The 21,113-nt window shown below is 72.0% G+C and carries 20 protein-coding genes; 17 read left to right on the top strand and 3 right to left on the bottom strand.

Features of this window, described 5'->3' with window-relative positions; all coding sequences use genetic code 11:
- Window positions 1–73 precede the first annotated feature (73 nt).
- Entirely contained in the window at window positions 74–1,030 is a 957-nt protein-coding gene (locus ACH4VX_RS21725; RefSeq protein WP_398369231.1) for an LLM class F420-dependent oxidoreductase, read from the top strand.
- A 73-nt stretch (window positions 1,031–1,103) separates the two neighbouring features.
- Here the strand turns inward: ACH4VX_RS21725 and ACH4VX_RS21720 are convergent, their stop codons facing one another.
- Window positions 1,104–2,906: a glycoside hydrolase family 15 protein gene (locus ACH4VX_RS21720; protein ID WP_398369264.1), complete on the bottom strand. Its 1,803-nt coding sequence runs from the start codon at window positions 2,904–2,906 to the stop codon at window positions 1,104–1,106.
- A gap of 461 nt (window positions 2,907–3,367) precedes the next feature.
- Here ACH4VX_RS21720 and ACH4VX_RS21715 point away from each other — a divergent pair, with 461 nt between their 5' ends.
- The 12 genes from ACH4VX_RS21715 (at window position 3,368) to ACH4VX_RS21660 (ending at window position 16,878) form a co-directional block, all read left to right on the top strand.
- Window positions 3,368–5,035, top strand: coding sequence for a CTP synthase (locus ACH4VX_RS21715; RefSeq protein WP_398369229.1), 1,668 nt, complete (start codon window positions 3,368–3,370; stop codon window positions 5,033–5,035).
- A 118-nt stretch (window positions 5,036–5,153) separates the two neighbouring features.
- Window positions 5,154–5,780, top strand: coding sequence for an NUDIX domain-containing protein (locus tag ACH4VX_RS21710; protein WP_398369227.1), 627 nt, complete (start codon window positions 5,154–5,156; stop codon window positions 5,778–5,780).
- A 163-nt stretch (window positions 5,781–5,943) separates the two neighbouring features.
- A complete protein-coding gene (locus ACH4VX_RS21705) occupies window positions 5,944–8,001 on the top strand; it encodes a tetratricopeptide repeat protein (RefSeq protein ID WP_398369225.1) in 2,058 nt (685 codons plus the stop codon).
- 136 nt (window positions 8,002–8,137) lie between these two features.
- Window positions 8,138–9,262 carry an alanine dehydrogenase gene (gene ald, locus ACH4VX_RS21700; protein ID WP_398369224.1) on the top strand — a complete coding sequence of 375 codons (1,125 nt, stop codon included), beginning with the start codon at window positions 8,138–8,140 and terminating at the stop codon, window positions 9,260–9,262.
- A gap of 547 nt (window positions 9,263–9,809) precedes the next feature.
- Window positions 9,810–10,811: a ParA family protein gene (locus ACH4VX_RS21695; RefSeq protein WP_030866948.1), complete on the top strand. Its 1,002-nt coding sequence runs from the start codon at window positions 9,810–9,812 to the stop codon at window positions 10,809–10,811.
- The gene (locus ACH4VX_RS21690) at window positions 10,796–11,350 is read left to right on the top strand and encodes a hypothetical protein (protein ID WP_398369222.1); all 555 of its coding nucleotides are present in this window, start codon (window positions 10,796–10,798) and stop codon (window positions 11,348–11,350) included. The genes ACH4VX_RS21695 and ACH4VX_RS21690 overlap by 16 nt, the downstream gene beginning before the upstream one ends.
- A gap of 18 nt (window positions 11,351–11,368) precedes the next feature.
- Entirely contained in the window at window positions 11,369–12,556 is a 1,188-nt protein-coding gene (locus tag ACH4VX_RS21685; RefSeq protein WP_398369220.1) for a segregation and condensation protein A, read from the top strand.
- A complete protein-coding gene (gene scpB, locus ACH4VX_RS21680; RefSeq protein ID WP_398369218.1) occupies window positions 12,553–13,206 on the top strand; it encodes an SMC-Scp complex subunit ScpB in 654 nt (217 codons plus the stop codon). Before ACH4VX_RS21685 ends, scpB begins: the two co-directional genes overlap by 4 nt.
- Entirely contained in the window at window positions 13,206–14,321 is a 1,116-nt protein-coding gene (locus tag ACH4VX_RS21675) for a pseudouridine synthase (RefSeq protein ID WP_398369216.1), read from the top strand. Before scpB ends, ACH4VX_RS21675 begins: the two co-directional genes overlap by 1 nt.
- Before the next feature lie 62 nt (window positions 14,322–14,383).
- Window positions 14,384–15,103 carry an NUDIX hydrolase gene (locus ACH4VX_RS21670; RefSeq protein ID WP_398369215.1) on the top strand — a complete coding sequence of 240 codons (720 nt, stop codon included), beginning with the start codon at window positions 14,384–14,386 and terminating at the stop codon, window positions 15,101–15,103.
- Window positions 15,100–16,122: an ADP-ribosylglycohydrolase family protein gene (locus ACH4VX_RS21665; RefSeq protein WP_398369213.1), complete on the top strand. Its 1,023-nt coding sequence runs from the start codon at window positions 15,100–15,102 to the stop codon at window positions 16,120–16,122. Before ACH4VX_RS21670 ends, ACH4VX_RS21665 begins: the two co-directional genes overlap by 4 nt.
- A 3-nt stretch (window positions 16,123–16,125) precedes the next feature.
- The gene (locus ACH4VX_RS21660; protein WP_398369211.1) at window positions 16,126–16,878 is read left to right on the top strand and encodes a DNA polymerase beta superfamily protein; all 753 of its coding nucleotides are present in this window, start codon (window positions 16,126–16,128) and stop codon (window positions 16,876–16,878) included.
- Here the strand turns inward: ACH4VX_RS21660 and ACH4VX_RS21655 are convergent.
- Window positions 16,804–17,547 (bottom strand): DNA polymerase beta superfamily protein, encoded by a 744-nt coding sequence (locus tag ACH4VX_RS21655; protein ID WP_398369209.1) that lies wholly within the window; start codon window positions 17,545–17,547, stop codon window positions 16,804–16,806. The genes ACH4VX_RS21660 and ACH4VX_RS21655 overlap by 75 nt on opposite strands.
- Before the next feature lie 22 nt (window positions 17,548–17,569).
- A complete protein-coding gene (locus tag ACH4VX_RS21650; RefSeq protein WP_398369208.1) occupies window positions 17,570–17,968 on the bottom strand; it encodes a Rieske (2Fe-2S) protein in 399 nt (132 codons plus the stop codon).
- Between the two features lie 192 nt (window positions 17,969–18,160).
- On the opposite strand from ACH4VX_RS21650, the gene aroH reads away from it, so the two are divergent.
- From aroH to ACH4VX_RS21630, 4 genes are all read left to right on the top strand, one after another.
- The gene (gene aroH, locus ACH4VX_RS21645; RefSeq protein WP_398369206.1) at window positions 18,161–18,523 is read left to right on the top strand and encodes a chorismate mutase; all 363 of its coding nucleotides are present in this window, start codon (window positions 18,161–18,163) and stop codon (window positions 18,521–18,523) included.
- Window positions 18,520–19,605 carry a prephenate dehydrogenase gene (locus ACH4VX_RS21640; protein WP_398369205.1) on the top strand — a complete coding sequence of 362 codons (1,086 nt, stop codon included), beginning with the start codon at window positions 18,520–18,522 and terminating at the stop codon, window positions 19,603–19,605. The genes aroH and ACH4VX_RS21640 overlap by 4 nt, the downstream gene beginning before the upstream one ends.
- A 155-nt stretch (window positions 19,606–19,760) precedes the next feature.
- Complete coding sequence (gene cmk, locus ACH4VX_RS21635) at window positions 19,761–20,447, top strand: (d)CMP kinase (RefSeq protein ID WP_398369203.1); 687 nt, start codon at window positions 19,761–19,763, stop codon at window positions 20,445–20,447.
- The gene (locus ACH4VX_RS21630) at window positions 20,444–21,091 is read left to right on the top strand and encodes a lysophospholipid acyltransferase family protein (protein WP_398369202.1); all 648 of its coding nucleotides are present in this window, start codon (window positions 20,444–20,446) and stop codon (window positions 21,089–21,091) included. Before cmk ends, ACH4VX_RS21630 begins: the two co-directional genes overlap by 4 nt.
- The last annotated feature ends 22 nt before the right edge of the window (window positions 21,092–21,113 follow it).

Genomic DNA, 21,113 nt, shown 5'->3' with positions numbered 1-21,113 from the left:
TACCTGCGCGGATGTCGGTGGTACATCCGCGGGGCCGGGGTTGGCGCGGTGGCGGACGGGTAGGGGCGCGGCCATGGACATCAGCGTGGTCGCCGCAGCACGTGAGGACGACAGCCCCGTCGACGAACCGTTGCGGGTCGCAACGGCCGCCGACCGGCTCGGATACGGCGAGGTGTGGCTCGGTGAGGGGCCGACCTGGGACGCGTTCGTGCTGGCCACGGCGGTCGGCCGGGCCACCGGCAAGGTGGCCCTGACCGCCGGTCCGGTGGCGGTGTCGGTGCGCGACCCCCACAGCCTCGCCCGGGGCGCCGCCTCGACGGCCGCGGTCACCGGACGCCCGGTGGGCGTGGCGCTGGGCACGTCCAGCAAGCGGGTCGTCGAGGGCGTGCACGGCCGGCCCCGGGTCCGTCCCGCCGCCGTGCTGGAGGAGACGGCCGCCGCCCTGCGGGTGCTGTTGCACGGGGAGCCCGGCGAGCCGGTCGTGCCCGGCAGCGGATTCCGGCGCCGGCAGCGGCCGCCCGGCGGTCCGCTCACGGTGGCCGCGTTCGGTGACCGGGCGATCGGCACGGCCGCCGCGCACGCCGACCGGATGCTCCTCGACGTCGTCTCCCCGGAACAGGTCCGCGTCCTGCGCGCCAAGCTGCTCGACGCGGCCGAGCGGGCCGGCCGCACCCCGCCGAGACTGGCCGCCTGGGTGCCCGCCGCCGTCGACCCCGGTCCCGCCTCGCTCACCCAGATCCTGCGCAGCGTCGTCGGCTACCTCACCGTGCCCGGCTACCGCGAGATGTTCACGGCGGCGGGCTTCGGCAAGGCGGTCGACCTGGCCCGTACGGGGGCCGACGCCGACACGCTGCTACGGGCCCTGCCGGTCGAGGCCGCGGCCACGGTCGGCCTGATCGGCGCCCCCGACACGGTAAGGGCCCGCATGGACGCCTACGCGGCGGCAGGACTGGACGAGATCGCCCTGGTCCCGGCCACGGCGGGCGACCCCGGTGGCGAACGCACCCTGACGGCGCTCGCACCGGGCTAGCGGACGCCGACGCCCGCCGGGCCGGCCGCACCGGCGAGCGGGAGGCGGCGGGTGGGCCCGGGACGCGCGGACCTCAGCCCCCGTACGCCCCCGAGGCCGTCAGCCGCAGGGCGGTGTCGATGAGGGGGACGTGGCTGAAGGCCTGCGGGAAGTTGCCGACCTGGCGCTGCAGGCGCGGGTCCCACTCCTCCGCCAGCAGGCCGAGGTCGTTGCGCAGGGAGAGCAGCTTCTCGAAGAGCTTCCGCGCCTCGTCCACCCGGCCGATCATCGCCAGGTCGTCCGCCATCCAGAACGAGCAGGCGAGGAACGCGCCCTCGTCGCCCGGCAGGCCGTCGACGCCTTCGTCCTTGCCTTCCGTCGGGTAGCGCAGGATGAAGCCGTCGGACGTGGACAGCTCGCGCTGGATCGCCTCGACGGTGCCGATCACGCGCTTGTCGTCCGGCGGCAGGAAACCCACCTGCGGGATCAGCAGCAGGGAGGCGTCCAGCTCCTTGGAGCCGTAGGACTGCGTGAAGGTGTTGCGCTCCTTGTCGTAGCCCTTCTCGCACACGTTCCGGTGGATGTCGTCGCGCAGCTGCTTCCACTCCTCCAGCGGGCCGTCGGCGTCGCCGGACTCGATCAGCTTGATGGTGCGGTCGACCGCGACCCAGGCCATCACCTTGGAGTGCACGAAGTGGCGGCGCGGGCCGCGCACCTCCCAGATGCCCTCGTCCGGCTCCTGCCAGTGCTTCTCCAGGTAGCGGATCAGCTTCAGCTGGAGCAGTGAGGCGTAGTCGTTGCGGGCCAGGCCGGTCATGTGGGCCAGGTGCAGGGCCTCGGTGACCTCGCCGTACACGTCCAGCTGGAGCTGGTGCGCCGCGCCGTTGCCCACCCGGACCGGGGCGGAGTTCTCGTAACCGGGCAGCCAGTCCAGCTCCGCCTCGCCGAGCTCGCGCTCACCGGCGATGCCGTACATGATCTGCAGGTTCTCCGGGTCGCCCGCCACCGCGCGGAGCAGCCACTCGCGCCAGGCGCGGGCCTCCTCGCGGTAGCCGGTGCGCAGCAGCGAGGACAGGGTGATCGCCGCGTCCCGCAGCCAGGTGTAGCGGTAGTCCCAGTTGCGGACGCCGCTGATGTCCTCCGGCAGGGAGGTGGTGGGCGCGGCCACGATGCCGCCGGTCGGGGCGTACGTCAGCGCCTTGAGCGTGATCAGGGAGCGGATCACGGCCTCGCGGTAGGGGCCGTGGTACGTACAGTGCTCCACCCACTCGCGCCAGAACTCCTCGGTCGCCTCCAGCGACTGCTCCGGCTCCGGCAGCGGCGGCGGCTGCTTGTGCGAGGGCTCCCACGAGATGGTGAACGCGATCCGCTCGCCCGGCGCGACGGTGAAGTCCGAGTACGTGGTCAGCGACTCGCCGTAGGTCTGCACGGAGGTGTCGAACCACACGGAGTCCGGGCCCGCGACGGCGACCGTGCGCCCCTCGTGCCGGTGCACCCACGGGACGATCCTGCCGTAGGAGAACCGCATCCGCAGCGCGGAACGCATGGGCACCCGGCCGGAGACGCCCTCCACGATCCGGATCAGCTGCGGGGCGCCGTCGCGCGGGGGCATGAAGTCCGTCACCCGGACCGTGCCGCGCGGGGTGTCCCACTCCGACTCCAGGATCAGTGAGTCGCCGCGGTAGCCGCGCCGGGTCGCCGTGGGCGGCTCGGCGTCGTCGGCGTGCGCGGGACCCAGCCGCCAGAAGCCGTGCTCCTCGGTGCCCAGCAGGCCGGCGAAGATGGCATGGGAGTCGAAACGGGGCAGGCACAGCCAGTCCACCGTGCCGTCCCGGCAGACCAGCGCGGCGGTCTGCATGTCTCCGATGAGTGCGTAATCTTCGATGCGCCCGGCCACGTGCAACTCCAGTCGAACGGCCACGTCACCCCTCAAGGGGGTTGTCGCTAGTGCGGTCAAGGGGTTTTGAAATGCGTCGTTGAGCTGTGAAGCAAAGCAGTCGCTCAGCCGTGAATGCAAAGCGCCAATCTCTGCTCAACGAACTGACGAGCTCACGTTGTTCCGGAAGTCACGGGCGGGGGTGGTGCCGTTCGGCCGGCCGGGCTCGGCAGCGAGTGTCCGAGCAGGATACGACGCACGTAGATGATCTGTGTGCCGCTCCGGACAACCCGGCTCCGCCGAACGAGTGACCAAGGGGTGAGGGTCCGGTGTGCGGTGCATATCCTGTGTCGGCGCGTGCGCGGAGCGTGGCCGTGAGCCGGTACCGCGCGGCGCTGATACGCTGGTAGCCCGTGGACCGGTGGGCGAGAAACCCCGGAACCGCACCCACAGACCGCGACCACGGGAGCCCCCTCTTGGCCATGCAGCCCGCTGCTTTCCGAAACAGCACAGCGTCGACGACCAAGCACATCTTCGTCACCGGGGGTGTCGCCTCCTCCCTCGGCAAGGGTCTGACCGCCTCCAGCCTCGGTATGCTGCTGAAGGCCCGGGGCCTGCGCGTCGTGATGCAGAAGCTCGACCCGTACCTCAACGTCGACCCGGGGACGATGAACCCCTTCCAGCACGGTGAGGTGTTCGTCACCAACGACGGCGCCGAGACCGACCTGGACATCGGCCACTACGAGCGCTTCCTCGACCGCGACCTGGACGGTTCCGCCAACGTCACCACCGGTCAGGTGTACTCGACGGTGATCGCCAAGGAGCGGCGCGGCGAGTACCTGGGCGACACCGTGCAGGTCATCCCGCACATCACCAACGAGATCAAGCACCGCATCCGCCGCATGGCGACCGACGAGGTCGACGTGGTGATCACGGAGGTCGGCGGCACGGTCGGCGACATCGAGTCGCTGCCGTTCCTGGAGACCGTCCGCCAGGTCCGGCACGAGGTCGGCCGCGACAACGTGTTCGTGGTGCATATCTCGCTCCTGCCGTACATCGGCCCCTCGGGTGAGCTGAAGACGAAGCCGACCCAGCACTCGGTTGCGGCGCTGCGCAACATCGGTATCCAGCCGGACGCGATCGTGCTGCGCTGCGACCGCGAGGTACCGACGGCGATCAAGCGGAAGATCTCGCTGATGTGCGACGTCGACGAGGCCGCCGTGGTCGCCTGCCCCGACGCCCGCTCGATCTACGACATCCCGAAGACCGTGCACGGCGAGGGCCTGGACGCCTATGTCGTGCGCAAGCTGGACCTGCCGTTCCGGGACGTGGACTGGACGACCTGGGACGACCTGCTCGACCGCGTCCACAACCCCGACCACGAGATCACCCTCGCCCTGGTCGGCAAGTACATCGACCTGCCCGACGCCTATCTCTCGGTCACCGAGGCGCTGCGCGCCGGCGGCTTCGCCAACAAGGCCCGGGTGAAGATCAAGTGGGTCACCTCGGACGACTGCAAGACCCCGGCGGACGCCCAGGCGCAGCTCGGTGACGTCGACGGCATCTGCATCCCGGGCGGCTTCGGCGACCGCGGTGTGCTCGGCAAGGTCGGCGCGATCAAGTACGCCCGCGAGAACCGGATCCCGCTGCTGGGCCTCTGCCTCGGTCTGCAGTGCATCGTGATCGAGGCCGCGCGCAGCCTCGCGGACATCTCCGACGCCAACTCCACCGAGTTCGACCCGGCCACCTCCCACCCGGTCATCTCCACCATGGCCGAGCAGCTCGACATCGTCGCCGGCGAGGGTGACATGGGCGGCACCATGCGGCTCGGCATGTACCCGGCCAAGCTGGCCGAGGGCTCGATCGTGCGCGAGGTGTACGACGGCAAGGAGTACGTCGAGGAGCGCCACCGGCACCGCTACGAGGTGAACAACGCCTACCGCGCGGAGCTGGAGAAGAAGGCCGGCATCGTGTTCTCCGGCACCTCCCCGGACGGCAAGCTCGTCGAGTACGTCGAGTACCCGCGCGAGGTCCACCCGTACCTGGTCGCGACCCAGGCGCACCCGGAGCTGCGCTCGCGCCCGACCCGTCCGCACCCGCTCTTCGCGGGCCTGGTGAAGGCCTCGGTCGAGCGGAAGATCTCGAAGTAACACACCCGGTTGTACGGTTGCCGGGGCGCGAACCTTCAAAGGTGCGCGCCCCGGCCACTTTTTCGCACATGTTCACGCACGGCACGCGCACGACCGCCGTACGTCGGGAAGGACAGCCATGACGATCAAGGACACCCCGGAAGAGTGGGAGATCCGCGGGACCGGGACCCCGTTCGTGGGCAACAAGACCTCCGTGCGTACCGACGACGTGGTCATGCCCGACGGAACCGTGGTCCACCGCGACTACCAGGTCCACCCCGGGTCCGTGGCCGTCCTCGCCCTCGATGACGCCGACCGGGTCCTGGTGCTGCGCCAGTACCGGCACCCCGTGCGCCACAAGCTGTGGGAGATCCCGGCCGGACTGCTCGACGTCCCCGGCGAGAACCCGCTGCACGCCGCCCAGCGTGAGCTGTACGAGGAGGCGCACGTCAAGGCGGAGGACTGGCGGGTGCTGACCGACGTCTACACCACGCCCGGCGGCTGCGACGAGGCCGTACGGATCTTCCTGGCCCGGGGGCTCTCCGAGGCCGAGGGCGACCGCTTCGAGGTCGAGGACGAGGAGGCCGACATGGAGCTGGCTCGCGTCCCGGCCGAGGAGCTGGTGCGTGGCGCGCTGGCCGGCGAGCTGCACAACAACTGCCTGGTGGTGGGCGTCCTCTCGCTGGTCGCCGCGCGGGCCGGCGACGGTCTGGACGCGTTGCGTCCGGCTCAGGCGCCGTGGCCGGCGCGTCCGTTCGAGGCCTGATCCCGCCCCGCGCACACGGTGATATGACCATCGGCTGATCCGATCGGGGGATGTGCCCGCCGCGCTCCACCGGGAACGTCGCAGAGCGTGAACTAGGCTCTGGAAAACGCCCGGTCCGGAGTCCCGGCGGGCTCGCGCGTGCGGTGGGACGGGAGTGAGGCCCGTGACGGATCAGGCGGTGGACCCAGACGGTGTGCGGCTCCTTCGGGACGCCGTCGACGAGGGTCGATTCCTGGGCCGTACGAGGGAGCTGAAGGAGTTGCGCGCCGACATCGAGCGCGCGGGACTGGACACCCTCTCCGGCCGCAAGGCGCCCCGCGCGCGCGTCCTGCTCATCGCCGGCCGGCCCGGCTCCGGCCGGACCGCCCTCGCCGGGGAACTCGTCCGCCAGGTCGCCGACCGCTACCCCGACGGCGTGCTGCGCGCCCGGCTGAGCGAACCCGACGGCACGCGCGTGCCCGTCGAGCGCGCCGCGCGGGAGCTGCTCGACGCGCTGGAGGCGTCCGCCCCGGCCGGGGCCACCGAGGACGAGCTCAGCGAGGCGCTGCGCACCGCGCTGGCCGACCGCCGGGTGCTGCTCCTGCTGGACGACGCGGCCGACGCCGGGCAGGTCGACGCGCTGCTGCCGGACAACCCGGACTGCCTGGCCGTCACCGTCTCCTCGGGACCGCTGACCGGCATCGCGGACGTCCGCCCCTGCACCCTCGGCGGCCTCGACACCAAGTCCGCGGTGGAGGTGCTGTCCCGGTTCACCGGATCGGTGCGCGTCACCGTCGACCCCCGGGCCGCCGAACGGCTCGCCGAGCAGTGCCAGGGCCAGCCGGCCGCCCTGGTGCTGGCCGGGGGCTGGCTCGCCGCCCGGCCCAAGGCCGCCGTCGCCGACCTCGCCAGGCAACTGCACGCGGACCCCGGCCAGGACGCCGTCGTCAGCCGCCTCCTGAGGCTCGTGCACGCCTCGCTGCCCGCGTCCGCCGCCCGCACACTGCGGCTGCTCAGCCTCGCCCCGGCCGGTCTGATCGACCCGCACACCGCCGCCGCCCTCGTCGGCTGCTCGGTGGAGTCCGCCCACGCCACCCTGGACGACTTCGTCGCCCACGGGCTGCTGCACACGGTGGGCTCGTCGCTGCCGCAGTACGAGGTGCCCTGCTGTCTGCAGCCCCTGCTGAGCGCCCTCGCCGAGCACCATGAGCGGCCCGCCGAGCTGCAGCTGGCCCGCGCCCGGATGCTGGAGCGGACGGTACGGCTGCTCCAGTCGTGCAGGGCCATCACCGAGACCGACAGCCCCCGGGCACGCGAGAAGCTCCTCGGCATGCCGCGCTCCCTGCGCTTCTCCGGCCCGCGGGCCGCCGCCGACTGGCTGCGCGTGCGCCGGCCCGCCCTGCTGGCCTCCGCGCGGCTCGCGGTCGCCGACGGGGAGCTGGACACCCTTGCCCGGCGCCTGATGTCCCAGCTGGTGCGGGCCATGGTGGCGCACTTCGGCACCCGGGCCGCCGCGAGCGACCTGTACGACATCCACGGCCTGGTCCTCGATGTCGCCGAGCGCCGTGACCTGCCCCGGGAGCGGGCGGCGGCCCTGCTGAACCTCGGCGACCTCGACGCCCGCACCGGCCGCACCACCGACGCCCTGGGGCGCTACCGGGCCGCGCTGGACGCCGGACGCGAGGCGAACGACCCGTACGCGACCGGCCGCGCGATGGAATCCGTGGGCGGCGCCCATCTGGAACTCGGGGACTACGACCGGGCCGCCGACTGGTTCGGCCGCGCCCTGACCGAGCGGCTGGCCCGCGGCGAGCGCGAGGACGCGGCCCGGCTCTACGGCCGTATCGGCGCCGCCCACACCTACGCCGGTCGCTACGGCGAGGCACTGCGCGACTGGCGCGCGGCCGTCGCCGGACACCGCAAGAACGGGGACGTGGCCGCACAGGCGCGGGCGCTGAGCGAACTGGCCCGGGTGCAGGAGTACGCGGGCCGGCTCGACGAGTCGCTGCGCACCTGCCGGGAGGCCGTGGAATGGGCGTGCCGGGCCGAGGACACCCGCCTGCAGGCCGCGCTGCACCTGCGGCTCGCCGACTCCTTCGAGCGCCTCGGCGACCCCGCGTCGGCCGCGCTGCACCGGGGCACGGCCGAGCGCATGCTGGCAGAGGAGGCCCTGGATGAGGACTCCGAGCCGGAACACGGGGCTAACGCCTACGAAATCCGTAGCCCGTCCGCTGAAGATTGAAGCAATGAAAGGCTAGACAGCGGGAACACCTTCATTAAACTGGCTCTGCCGCACCATCTCCTGCGGTCTCTCCCGGTGTGCCCATACGTGCCCGGGTATGTGCAGTGATACCCCCATACCCTCTGAGCCAAGGACCGTGATCGACGTGAAGGTCGGCATCCCCCGCGAAGTCAAGAACAACGAGTTCCGGGTGGCCATCACCCCCGCCGGCGTGCACGAGCTGGTGCGCCACGGCCACCAGGTCGTCATCGAGCGCGGCGCCGGCGTCGGCTCCTCGATCCCGGACGGCGAGTACATCGCCGCCGGCGGGCGGATCCTGGACACCGCCGACGAGGTCTGGGCCGCCGCCGACCTGCTGCTGAAGGTCAAGGAGCCCGTCGCGGAGGAGTACCACCGCCTGCGCAAGGACCAGACCCTCTTCACCTACCTGCACCTGGCCGCGTCCAAGGAGTGCACGGACGCCCTCCTGGAGTCCGGTGCCACCGCGATCGCCTACGAGACCGTCGAGCTGCCCGGTCGCGCGCTGCCGCTGCTCGCCCCGATGTCCGAGGTCGCGGGCCGGCTGGCCCCGCAGGTCGGCGCCTATCACCTGATGCGCGCCAACGGCGGCCGCGGTGTGCTGCCCGGCGGTGTCCCCGGCGTGCTGGCCGGCAGGGCCGTCGTCATCGGCGGTGGCGTCTCCGGCTGGAACGCCGCGCAGATCGCCATCGGCATGGGCTTCCACGTGACCCTGCTCGACAAGGACATCAACAAGCTCCGCGAGGCGGACAAGATCTTCGGCACGAAGATCCAGACCGTCGTCTCCAACGCCTTCGAGCTGGAGAAGGCCTGCCTGGAGGCCGACCTCGTGATCGGCGCGGTCCTCATCCCCGGCGCCAAGGCCCCGAAGCTGGTCACCAACGAGCTGGTCTCGCGGATGAAGGCAGGAAGTGTTCTTGTCGACATCGCGATCGACCAGGGCGGCTGCTTCGAGGACTCCCACCCGACCACGCACGCCGAGCCGACCTTCAAGGTCCACGAGTCGGTGTTCTACTGCGTCGCCAACATGCCCGGCGCGGTGCCCAACACCTCCACCTACGCGCTCACCAACGCCACGCTGCCCTACATCGTCGAACTCGCCGACCGTGGCTGGGTGGAGGCGCTGCGCCGCGACCCCGCGCTCGCCAAGGGGCTCAACACGCATGACGGCAAGGTGGTTTACAAGGAGGTCGCCGAGGCACACGGTCTGGAGCACGTGGAGCTCGCCTCGCTGCTCGGCTGAGCCGCCGGGACGGTAAGTCGACCAAGTCGCCGACCGTCAAAGGCGATACGTCAACATGCGTCGTCAACGTCATGTGTCAGGCCGGACCTTGTCCCACAAGGTCCGGCCTGATGTGTGTATGGTCACTTCCTGATTCCGGGACAACTCGTCTCGAACGTAACCCTTCTACCGATTCGCACACCCGTGAAACCTGCCGTGAGACGGCCGTACGCCCTTGACAGAGGGATGTTTCATTGCCGACACATCGGGCCGGGTCCGGCAGATTGTGTTGCTGCGGACGGTCGACACGCCATAGAGTCGCCAGTCGTCGGCATGGTGCCACGCTGACCTGTCTAGAAGTTTCCTGGTCGCCAAGGAGGTAAGACGACTTGTGAATGAGTCGACATTTACTCCCGGGGGTGGTCACCCAGGAATGTCTGCGCCGGACCAGGAGCCCGCGGGATTCGCTGCTGTCGGCTCCGTAGCTGTGCGCACCTTCGCAGCCCACCGGAGTCACCGGACTTCGGTGGTGACTCAACCAGCAGCCCAGAGCATGGATGGCCATCACGTGAACGCCATGGCCGGCGACGGAAGTGGCGCGCCCCACAACCATTTCGCCGACTACGACGAACTGCCCGAGGGGCACTTCTACGACCCCGACGCCGAGTACGAGCCCGATCCCGAGTACGCGGCCACGCTCGCGCCCGACGCGGCGCGCCAGCGCCGTGAGCGCGTCGGTCCGACCGGGCGCCCGCTGCCGTACTTCCCGATCCCGGGTCCGCTGACCGACCACGGTCCCGCGAAGATCATCGCGATGTGCAACCAGAAGGGCGGCGTCGGCAAGACCACGTCGACCATCAACCTGGGTGCCGCGCTCGCGGAGTACGGACGCCGGGTGCTGCTCGTCGACTTCGACCCGCAGGGCGCGCTGTCGGTCGGTCTCGGCGTCAACCCGATGGAACTCGACCTCACCGTCTACAACCTGCTCATGGAGCGGGGCATGGCGGCCGACGAGGTGCTGCTGAAGACCGCGGTCCCCAACATGGACCTGCTGCCCAGCAACATCGACCTGTCGGCGGCCGAGGTGCAGCTGGTGAGCGAGGTCGCGCGCGAGTCGACGCTGCAGCGGGCGCTGAAGCCGCTGATGGACGACTACGACTACATCGTGATCGACTGCCAGCCCTCGCTCGGCCTGCTCACGGTCAACGCGCTGACCGCCGCGCACAAGGTGATCGTGCCGCTGGAGTGCGAGTTCTTCGCGCTGCGCGGTGTGGCGCTGCTGACCGAGACCATCGAGAAGGTCCAGGAGCGGCTCAACCCCGACCTGGAGCTCGACGGGATCCTCGCCACGATGTACGACTCGCGCACGGTCCACAGCCGCGAGGTGCTCGCGCGCGTGGTCGAGGCGTTCGACGACCACGTCTACCACACGGTCATCGGGCGCACGGTCCGCTTCCCGGAGACCACGGTCGCCGGTGAGCCGATCACCACGTACGCGTCCAACTCCGTCGGTGCCGCCGCCTATCGCCAGCTCGCCAGGGAGGTGCTCGCCCGGTGTCACGCCGAGTGAGTCTGCCGGGGGCCGACGAACTCTTCCGTACGACAGGGGGGACGGCGCTCCAGGCGTCGACCCCCAGGCGCCAGGCCAATGGCGACGCCCGTGTCCCCGCACCCGCGGGGGAGGGCGACGCGGCGGCGGCCGCCGGGGAGGACGCGCCGCAGTCGGTGCCCGCGCAGGGTGGCGACGGCGGGGGCGCGGAGCATGCCGCGGCGGACGCGGAGCCGGCCGAGGCCGGGGAGTCCCGCAGCCGCGACGCGGCGGGCGCCGGGCGGCGCCAGGCGGCCCAGGACGATGCGGCCCAGCGCAAGCGGGGACGAGCGGCGTCGCGGCGGCCCAGCGGCCGGGAGCGGCACGACGAGAAGATCACCGTGTATGTGTCCGCCGAGGAGCTGATGGACCTCGAACACGCGCGTCTGGTGCTGCGCGGCGAACACGGGCTGGCGGTGGACCGCGGCCGGATCGTCCGTGAGGCGGTCGCCGTGGTCCTCGCCGACCTGGAGAGCCGTGGGGACGCCAGCATCCTCGTACGACGTCTCCGGGGACGGTAGCGGTAGCCTGCGGAGGCCATGACCTCGAACGACGCACCCGCCTCCGGCGCCCGGCCGTCCCGCCGCCGCACCCTGGGCCGGGGCCCGGGAGCGACGCCGGACGACCCGGCTGCCGGGCGCGGGGCGCCCGAGGAGGGCGCGGGCGCGGAGGGTCCCGCGGAACCTTCACCGGCGCAGGAGGCATCCGCCGGGCCCGGCACGGGACCGGCCGGGCCGACGCCGCGGGAGCCGGTCGCGGAGACCGTCACGCGTGCGCCGGCCCCGGCGGCGGGAGCGGACGCCCCGGCCGTCGGCGGGAGCGCGGGCGTGCCCGGCGAACCGGAACTCGCGGAGGCGTCCGGGGCCGGGGCGGAGCCCGGAGGCGGTGCTTCGGGGGCCGGTGCCGGTGAGGACGACGACGGGCGGTTCACGGTTCGGCTGGCGAACTTCGAGGGGCCGTTCGATCTGCTGCTGCAGTTGATCTCGAGGCACAAGCTGGACGTCACCGAGGTCGCGCTGTCCAGGGTGACCGACGAGTTCATGGCGTACATCCGGGCCATGGGGCCCGACTGGGACCTGGACGAGACGACCGAGTTCCTGGTCGTGGCGGCCACGCTGCTCGATCTCAAGGCGGCCCGGCTGCTGCCCGCCGCCGAGGTGGAGGACGAGGCCGACCTCGCCCTCCTCGAGGCCCGGGACCTGCTGTTCGCGAGGCTGCTGCAGTACCGCGCGTACAAGCAGATCGCCGACATCTTCAGCCGGCGCCTCGACGACGAGGCCCGTCGCTACCCCCGTACCGTCGGGCTGGAGCCGCGGTACGCCGAGCTGCTGCCCGAGGTCGTCATCAGCATCGGCCCCGAGGGCTTCGCCAGGCTCGCCGTCAGGGCGATGCAGCCCAGACCCGAGCCACAGGTGTACGTCGACCACATCCACGCCCCGCTGGTCAGCGTGCAGGAACAGGCCGGGATCGTCGTCACACGCCTCAGGGAACTCGGCGAGGCGAGCTTCCGGGACCTCGTCGAGGACACGGACGACACCCTGACCGTCGTGGCCCGGTTCCTCGCCCTGCTGGAGCTGTACCGCGAGAAGGCCGTCGCCCTCGACCAGGAGACCGCGCTCGGTGAGCTGACCGTGCGCTGGACCGGCGGGGACGCAGACACCGCGCCGACGGTCACCGACGAGTTCGACCGGCCGCCGGAGCAGCCCGAGGAGGAGAGGAAGCCGTGAGCGAGGAGACGACCGGGACCCCCGCCGGGCCGCGCACCGTCGCGGAGCTCGACCTCAGGCCCGCCCTCGAGGCGGTCCTCATGGTCGTGGACGAGCCCGCGACCGAGGAGCACCTGGCGAAGATCCTGGAGCGCCCGAAGCGCCAGGTCGCGGACGCGCTGCGCGAGCTGGCCGACGAGTACACCGCCCAGGGCCGCGGCTTCGAACTGCGCCTCGTCGCGGGCGGCTGGCGCTTCTACACCCGCCCCGAGTACGCCGCCGCCGTCGAGGGCTTCGTCCTGGACGGCCAGCAGGCCCGGCTCACCCGGGCCGCCCTGGAGACCCTCGCGGTGGTCGCCTACCGCCGGCCGGTCAGCCGCAGCCGCGTCTCCGCCGTGCGCGGAGTCAACTGCGACGGCGTGATGCGCACCCTCCTGCAGCGCGGTCTGATCGAGGAGGCGGGCACGGAACCCGAAACAGGTGCGATCCTGTACACGACGACGAACTACTTCCTGGAGCGGATGGGCCTGCGCGGTCTGGACGAACTCCCGGAGCTCGCGCCCTTCCTCCCGGAGGCGGAGGCGATCGAGGCCGAGACGCTGGAAGCGGTCCCGTCGTTCGATCCGGACGCCCCGGATTCCGAGGACGCAGACGACAAGACGGAACTTTGATGCGAAGCAGCAGCGGCAGGAACAGCAGCGGAAACAACGGCGGGAGCCGTGGTGGCAACAGCGGCGGCCGCGGCGGGAGCGGCGGTGGCCGCGACAACCACCGTGGCGCCGGTAACAACCGCGACAACCAACAGGGCGGCCGTCCGAAGAAGCCGCGCCCGGAGGAGCGGCGCTACGACGTGGGACCTGGCGCCACCCAGGACGGTCCGAAGTCGGGCCGCGGTCCCTCGGCCCGTGGCGGTGCCAAGGGCGGTCCGAAGAGGCCCCAGCAGCGAGGACGCAGCGCCCCGGCCACGTCCCGTGAGTACGAGACGCGGGCCGAGGAGCGCAACCGGGAGCGGTACGCGGGCAAGAAGGACGTCAAGCCGCCCAAGACCTTCCCCGGCGCCGAGCAGGAGGGCGAGCGGCTGCAGAAGGTGCTCGCCCGCGCGGGCTACGGCTCCCGGCGTGCCTGCGAGGAGCTGATCGAGCAGGCGCGCGTCGAGGTCAACGGCGAGATCGTCCTCGAGCAGGGCAAGCGGGTCGACCCGGAGAAGGACGAGGTCAAGGTCGACGGCCTGACCGTCGCCACCCAGTCGTACCAGTTCTTCTCGCTGAACAAGCCCGCCGGTGTCGTGTCGACCATGGAGGACCCGGAGGGCCGGCAGTGCCTCGGTGACTACGTCACCAACCGCGAGACCCGCCTCTTCCACGTCGGCCGGCTCGACACCGAGACCGAGGGCGTCATCCTGCTCACCAACCACGGCGAGCTGGCGCACCGGCTGACCCACCCCAAGTACGGCGTGAAGAAGACGTACCTGGCGGCCATCGTGGGCCCGATCCCGCGCGACCTGGGCAAGCAGCTCAAGGACGGCATCCAGCTGGAGGACGGCTACGCGCGCGCGGACCACTTCCGGGTCGTGGAGCAGACCGGCAAGAACTACCTCGTCGAGGTGACCCTGCACGAGGGACGCAAGCACATCGTGCGCCGCATGCTCGCGGAGGCCGGCTTCCCGGTCGAGAAGCTGGTGCGCACCGCCTTCGGGCCGATCACCCTGGGCGACCAGAAGTCGGGCTGGCTGCGGCGGTTGTCCAACACCGAGGTCGGGATGCTGATGCAGGAGGTCGACCTCTGAGGGCTTGTGTGCCCACCGCACCCCCTTTATAGTCTAAGTGACTATTAAAGGGGGTGTCGATCATGGACGGCTACGACAGACACGCCTTCGAACCCTTCGCCGTCACCGTCGACCTCGCCGTGTTCACCCTCCGCGCGGGCGTCCTGCACGTCCTGCTCGTCGAGCGCGGCCAGGAGCCGTACGCCGGGCAGTGGGCGCTGCCCGGCGGCTTCGTCCGGCCGGACGAGTCCGCGGAGCGCGCCGCGCGGCGCGAACTGGGCGAGGAGACCGGACTGACGGACGTGTCCGGGCTGCATCTGGAGCAGCTGCGGACCTACAGCGAACCCGACCGCGACCCCCGGATGCGGGTCGTGTCCGTCGCCTTCGCCGCCCTCCTGCCCGACGCCCCCGAGGCACACGGTGGCAGCGACGCGGCGCAGGCCCGCTGGACGCCGTACGACTCCGCGCGGGAGCTCGCCTTCGACCACGGCCGGATCCTGGCCGACGCGCGGGAACGCGTCGGCGCCAAGCTCGAGTACACCTGCCTCGCCACCGCCTTCTGCCCGCCCGAGTTCACCCTCGGGGAGCTGCAACAGGTCTACGAGGCCGTGTGGGGCACCGCCCTGGACCGGCCCAACTTCCGGCGCAAGGTGCTCGCCACCCCGGGTTTCGTCGAGGCCGTCCCCGGCGCCGCGCGCCTCACCGGCGGCCGGGGCAAACCCGCCGCGCTCCACCGCGCGGGCACCGCCACCGCCCTCCACCCGCCTCTGCTCCGGCCGACTCCGGAAGGACGCCCCGCATGACCACGACCACCGTCACCAAGCGCGCCGCGACAGGCGCGCTCACCGGACTCGCCCTGGGGGACGCGCTGGGCTTCCCGACGGAGTTCAACGACGTCCCGTCGATCCTCGCCAGGTTCGGCCCCTGGCGGGGGATGGACCTGCCCCGGCCGGCGATCGTCACCGACGACACCCAGATGACCCTCGCGCTGGGGCGGGGGCTGCGCACGGCCATGGACCGGGGACCGCTCACCCCGAAGCGGCTGGAGCGGCCGGTGCGCGAGGAGTTCGTGGAGTGGTGGCGCTCGCCCGAGAACAACCGCGCGCCGGGCAACACCTGCCTCAAGGCATGCCATCTGCTGGCCCGTGAGGACCGGCGCTGGCAGGACGCCGGCCAGATCGGCTCCAAGGGCTGCGGCGCCAACATGCGCGTCGCGCCCATAGGCCTGGCCCCCGGACTGACCGACGAACAGCGCGCGGGCGCCGCCCAGTTGCAGTCGGCCCTCACCCACGGGCACCCCACCGCGCTCGCCGCCTCCGACCTCACCGCCCACGCCGTACGACTGCTCGCCGAGGGCGCCGAACCGACCGGCCTGATCGGTCTCCTGCGCTCCTACGCCTACGAGAACCGCACCCGTTACCACGAGTTCTGGCTCGGCGACCTGTGGACCCGCGCCCAGGACCCCACCCCCGAGCACTTCATCGCCCGCGGCTGGGACGAGTGCCTGGACATCCTGGAACGCCTCCGGGACGCCGTACGCACCGTCTCGCCCGAGACCGACCCCTGCCTGGCCACGGGCGAGGGCTGGATCGCGGAGGAGGCCCTGGCGACCGGCCTGCTCTGCTTCCTCCTCTTCGTCGACGAACCCCTCACCGCCCTGCGCCGCGCCGCCTGCACCGCGGGCGACTCCGACTCCATCGCCTGCCTCACGGGCGCCTTCGCGGGCGCTTGTCTGGGCGCGGACGCCTGGCCCGCCGAGTGGGCGGACCGCATCGAGTACCGGGGCGACCTGCTGGCGCTGGGAACGCTCTGGGACGCTTGACCGGTGATGGACGCCCTGGACCCCGACCTGCGCCCGGTGATCGCCGAACAGCCCGACCCGGTGCTGTTCGCCACCGTCTCCGGCGCGCACCTGTACGGCTTCCCGTCCCGCGACTCCGACGTGGACCTGCGGGGCGTGCACCTGCTGCCGGCCGCCGATCTCGTCGGGCTGCGCGAGCCGGACGAGACCCGCTCCCGGATGTGGGTCCGGGACGGCGTCGAGATGGACCTGGTCACGCACGACCTGCGCAAGTTCGTACGCCTGATGCTGCGGCGCAACGGCTATGTGCTGGAGCAGCTGCTGTCCCCGCTGGTCGTGCACACCACCGACGCGCACCGGGAGCTGGCCGCGCTCGCCCCTGGCGTCCTCACCAGCCACCACGCCCACCACTACCGGGGGTTCGCGCGGACCCAGTGGCGGCTGTTCGAGAGGACCGGCGAACTCAAACCGCTGCTCTACACCTTCCGGGTGCTCCTCACCGGCATCCACCTGATGCGCTCCGGCGAGGTGCAGCCCCATCTGCCCACGCTCAGCGAGGAAGTCGACGCCGCCCCGGACCACCTGCCGGAGCTGGTCGCCGCCAAGGCGGAGCGCGAGCACGGGGAGGCCCACGTCGACCGCGCACGCGTGCGGGCCGACGTGGAGCGGCTGCACGGCGTGCTGGACGAGGCGCAGGCGGCGTCAGTCCTGCCCGACGCCCCCACCGCGTACGACGCCCTGCACGACCTCGCCGTACGGATCCGCCTGGAGGGCTGAGGCGCGGCGGGTGCGGACGAGGAAGTCCTCGATTCGGCGCCGGTCCGGCTCCTCGGGCAGCGGACTGCGCCGGGCGGCCTCCGCGCCCTCCTCCGCCAGCCGGGCCATCCAGGACTCCGCCTCGGGCCAGGGGACCTCGCCGCGCTTCACCGCGAGCAGCGGTTCGCGGTCCTCGCCCACGTCGATCGTGAGGGTGCCCGTACGGAGCAGGTCGCGGGCGCTGATCAGCAGGCGGAGCAGGTGCATCGCGTGTTTCCAGCGCGGGGTGCCGTGGGCGCGGACGTCGGCCTCCAGTTTGCGGCGCTGGCCGTGGGCGTACCGGGTGAAGGTCTCGTGGACCTTGCGGGAGAGGAAGGCGTCGCGCAGGGACAGCAGCTCGCGGCCGGTGGCGTCGGCGTGCTCCACCAGCGGGGAGTGCAGGCACTCCAGGATGTTGGGGTTGGCGCGCAGGGCCAGCTCGCAGAAGCGTTCCAGCTCCCAGCTGAACTGCTCCTCGGCCGGACCCTCGACATGCGTCGGCGGCTTCTCGAAACGCCAGAACAGAGGAGTGGGCGCGAGGAAGACGCCCCGGCGGTCGGTGTCGCTGTCCTCCGTGGCCAGGCCGAAGGCACGCGAGCCCATGACGCAGGCGTAGATCGTGTGGTCGCCGATCAGGGTCTCGGGGCGCATGCCCGGGAGCGTACGCGGTGGATCACGCCCGGCGGATCGAATTTCCCTCCACCGTGATCCGTTCCTCCGGCAGTGGCCGGGTCGCCGGGCCGTGCTCCACCGAGCCGTCGGTGATCTTGAACCGGCTGCCGTGGCAGGCGCAGTTGACGGTGCCGTCCGCGACGTCGGCCACGACACAGTTCCGGTGGGTGCAGATCGCCGAGAAGGCCTTGAAGTCGCCCTCCTCGGGCTGGGTGACCACGATCTTCTCGTCCGGCAGGACCGTGCCCCCGCCCACCGGGACGTCGGCGGTCGAGGTCAGCTCCTGCCCGGCGGTGTCCGACGAGGCGGCGCCCCCGCCGCCGTCCGATCCGCAGCCCGCGGCCAGTGCCGCCGCACCCGTCGCGAGAAGGACCGTGCGGCGCGTCGCACGAGGGGCCATGCCGTCACTCCCGGAGGTCGCGGTTCCCGCATCCTGACACCGGATGCGCCGAACGGGAAGCAAATCATACGAAGCCTCATGAAACGTGCACATCGACCGTCTCAGCGGGCGAGCGTCCGGAGCCGCCCCCGCGCGGGCTGACTACGCTGGATGACCGAACAGCACACACGCACGTCAGCAAGGAGCATCGTCGTGGCGGTACGCGCGGTCCGGGGGGCCGTCCAGCTGGAGCGGGACGAGGCCGGTCACATGGAGGAGCGGGTCGGCACGCTGCTCACCGCGATCCTGGAGCGCAACGGCCTGCACACCGACGACCTGATCAGCCTCTGGTTCACGGCCACGCCCGACCTGCGCAGCGACTTCCCGGCCGCCGCCGCCCGCGGGCTCGGCATCGTCGACGTCCCCCTGATCTGCGCCCAGGAACTGGACGTCGAGGGCGCCATGCCCCGCGTCGTCCGGGTCCTCGCGCACGTCGAGTACGACAAGCCCCGCGCCGACATCGCGCACGTCTACCTCGGCGCGGCGGCCGCCCTGCGCAAGGACATCGCCCAGTGAGAACCGCACTCGTCATCGGCACCGGACTGATCGGCACGTCCGCCGCGCTCGCCCTGACCCGGCGGGGCGTCGTCGTCCACCTCACCGACCACGACCCGGAGCAGGCCCGTACGGCCGCCGCGCTCGGCGCCGGCACGGACGGGACGCCCGACGGGCCGGTCGACCTGGCGATCGTCGCCGCCCCGCCCGCCCATGTGGCCGACGTGCTCGCCGACGCGATGCGGCGCGGCGCGGCGCGCGGCTACATCGACGTCGCCAGCGTCAAGGGAGGACCGCGCCGCGAGCTCCAGGAGCGAGGACTCGACCTGACCCCGTACATCGGCACCCACCCGATGTCCGGCCGCGAGCGGTCCGGCCCGCTGGCCGCCACCGGGGACCTCTTCGAGGGGCGTCCCTGGGTGCTCACCCCGACCCGGGACACCGACACCGAGGTGCTGAACCTCGCCCTGGAACTGGTCTCGCACTGCAGGGCCGTGCCCGTCGTCATGGACGCCGACGCCCACGACCGGGCCGTGGCCCTCGTCTCCCACATGCCCCACCTGGTGTCCAGCATGGTCGCCGCGCGCCTGGAGCACGCCGAGGAGGCCGCCGTACGACTGTGCGGGCAGGGCATCCGGGACGTGACCCGGATCGCCGCCTCCGACCCCCGGATGTGGATCGACATCCTCTCCGCCAACCCCGGGCCGGTCGCCGACCTGCTCACGGACGTCGCCGCCGACCTGGAGGAGACGGTGCGCGCCCTGCGCGCGCTGCAGTCCTCCGACGAGGACAAGCGCCGCGAGGGCGGCACCGGCATCGAGGACGTGCTGCGCCGCGGCAACGCCGGCCAGGTCCGCGTCCCCGGCAAGCACGGCTCCGCGCCGCGCGTCTACGAGGTCGTGACGGTGCTCATCGACGACCAGCCCGGCCAGCTGGCCCGCATCTTCGCGGACGCCGAGCGCGCCGGGGTCAACATCGAGGACGTCCGCATCGAGCACGCCACCGGACAGCAGGCCGGTCTGGTCCAGCTCATGGTGGAGCCCAAGGCGGCCCCGGTCCTCACCGCGGGGCTGCGGGAGCGGGGCTGGGCGATACGCCAGTGACGGCCCGGGGCGGGGGAAGGGCCAGGGGCGGCCCGCCCCCCCCGAAGGGCCGGATCGTCCGCTTGTCGGAAGGGTTCCGGGGGGCCGGTAACCTGGTGCGGGGTGTGTCCGCGCCCCGCACACACCACTCCACCGCACCAGGAAGGTGTCCCCCCGTGGAAAACGGCGCCGCCCAGCCCGTGATTGTCGCCATCGACGGCCCCTCCGGCACGGGCAAGTCGAGCACGTCGAAGGCCGTGGCGGCGCAGCTCGGCCTGAGCTACCTGGACACCGGCGCCCAGTACCGGGCGATCACCTGGTGGATGGTGACCAACGGCATCGACATAGACGACCCGTCCGCGATCGCCGCCGTCGCCGGGAAGCCTGAGATCGTCTCCGGTACGGCCCCGCAGGATCCGACGATCACCGTCGACGGCGTCGACGTGGCCGGCCCGATCCGCGGACAGGACGTCACCTCCAAGGTCAGCGCGGTCTCCGCGGTCCCCGAGGTGCGGACCCGGATCACCGAGCTGCAGCGGTCCATCGCCGCCTCCGCCGTCACCGGCATCGTCGTCGAGGGCCGCGACATCGGCACCACCGTGCTGCCCGACGCCGACCTGAAGATCTTCCTCACCGCCAGCGCGGAGGCCCGGGCCGCCCGTCGCAGCGGTGAGCTCAAGGGCGCGGACCTGAACACCACCCGCGAGGCCCTGATCAAGCGGGACGCGGCCGACGCCGGCCGCAAGACCTCCCCGCTGGCCAAGGCCGACGACGCCGTCGAGGTGGACACCACCGACCTGACCCTGCAGCAGGTCATCGAGTGTGTCGTCACCCTCGTCGAGGAGAAGCGGGCCGGGAAGTGACCGACGTCCCATCGGTGCGGAGCGCCGAGGTCGGCCGGCGCATCGGCGTCGGCCTGATGTACGGGCTGTTCAAGCCGCGTGTGCTGGGCGCCTGGCGGGTACCCGCGGCCGGACCGCTGATCTTCGCCGTGAACCACTCCCACAACGTCGACGGCCCCATGGTCATGGGCGTGGCGCCCCGGCCGACGCACTTCCTGATCAAGAAGGAGGCGTTCGTCGGCCCGCTCGACCCGTTCCTGACCGGCATCGGCCAGCTGAAGGTGGACCGGCACAGCACCGACCGTACGGCGATCTCCCGGGCGCTGGGCGTGCTGGAGCAGGGCGGCGTCCTCGGCATCTTCCCCGAGGGCACCCGGGGCGAGGGCGACTTCGCCGCGCTCCGCGCGGGGCTCGCGTACTTCGCCGTCCGCGGTGGCGCGCCGGTCGTTCCCGTGGCCGTCCTGGGAAGTTCCGAGCGGCCCGGACGGTTGATAAAGGCGCTGCCCCCGCTGCGCTCCCGCGTCGACGTCGTCTTCGGCGACCCCTTCGAGGCGGGCGACGGCAGCGGCAGACGTACGCGCAAGGCGCTGGACGAGGCGACCGAACGCATCCAGAAGCAGCTCACCGCGCACCTGGAAAACGCCAGGCGCCTCACCGGGCGCTAGGCGACACTGAGTAGTGGATCAC

It is taken from the genome of Streptomyces sp. NPDC020731 (genome assembly GCF_044334705.1).
In the GTDB taxonomy this organism is placed as follows: Bacteria; Actinomycetota; Actinomycetes; order Streptomycetales; family Streptomycetaceae; genus Streptomyces.
This window is presented reverse-complemented; position numbering and strand designations above follow the sequence as displayed.

Bases quoted from the DNA above. Each gene is read 5' to 3' on its own strand.
- ACH4VX_RS21710 (WP_398369227.1), top strand. From the start codon at position 5,154: ATGACGATCAAGGACACCCCGGAAGAGTGGGAGATCCGCGGGACCGGG.
- ACH4VX_RS21650 (WP_398369208.1), bottom strand. From the start codon at position 17,968: ATGGCCCCTCGTGCGACGCGCCGCACGGTCCTTCTCGCGACGGGTGCG.
- ACH4VX_RS21685 (WP_398369220.1), top strand. From the start codon at position 11,369: ATGACCTCGAACGACGCACCCGCCTCCGGCGCCCGGCCGTCCCGCCGC.
- ACH4VX_RS21675 (WP_398369216.1), top strand. From the start codon at position 13,206: ATGCGAAGCAGCAGCGGCAGGAACAGCAGCGGAAACAACGGCGGGAGC.
- ACH4VX_RS21670 (WP_398369215.1), top strand. From the start codon at position 14,384: ATGGACGGCTACGACAGACACGCCTTCGAACCCTTCGCCGTCACCGTC.
- ACH4VX_RS21725 (WP_398369231.1), top strand. From the start codon at position 74: ATGGACATCAGCGTGGTCGCCGCAGCACGTGAGGACGACAGCCCCGTC.
- ACH4VX_RS21665 (WP_398369213.1), top strand. From the start codon at position 15,100: ATGACCACGACCACCGTCACCAAGCGCGCCGCGACAGGCGCGCTCACC.
- ACH4VX_RS21715 (WP_398369229.1), top strand. From the start codon at position 3,368: ATGCAGCCCGCTGCTTTCCGAAACAGCACAGCGTCGACGACCAAGCAC.
- ACH4VX_RS21655 (WP_398369209.1), bottom strand. From the start codon at position 17,547: ATGCGCCCCGAGACCCTGATCGGCGACCACACGATCTACGCCTGCGTC.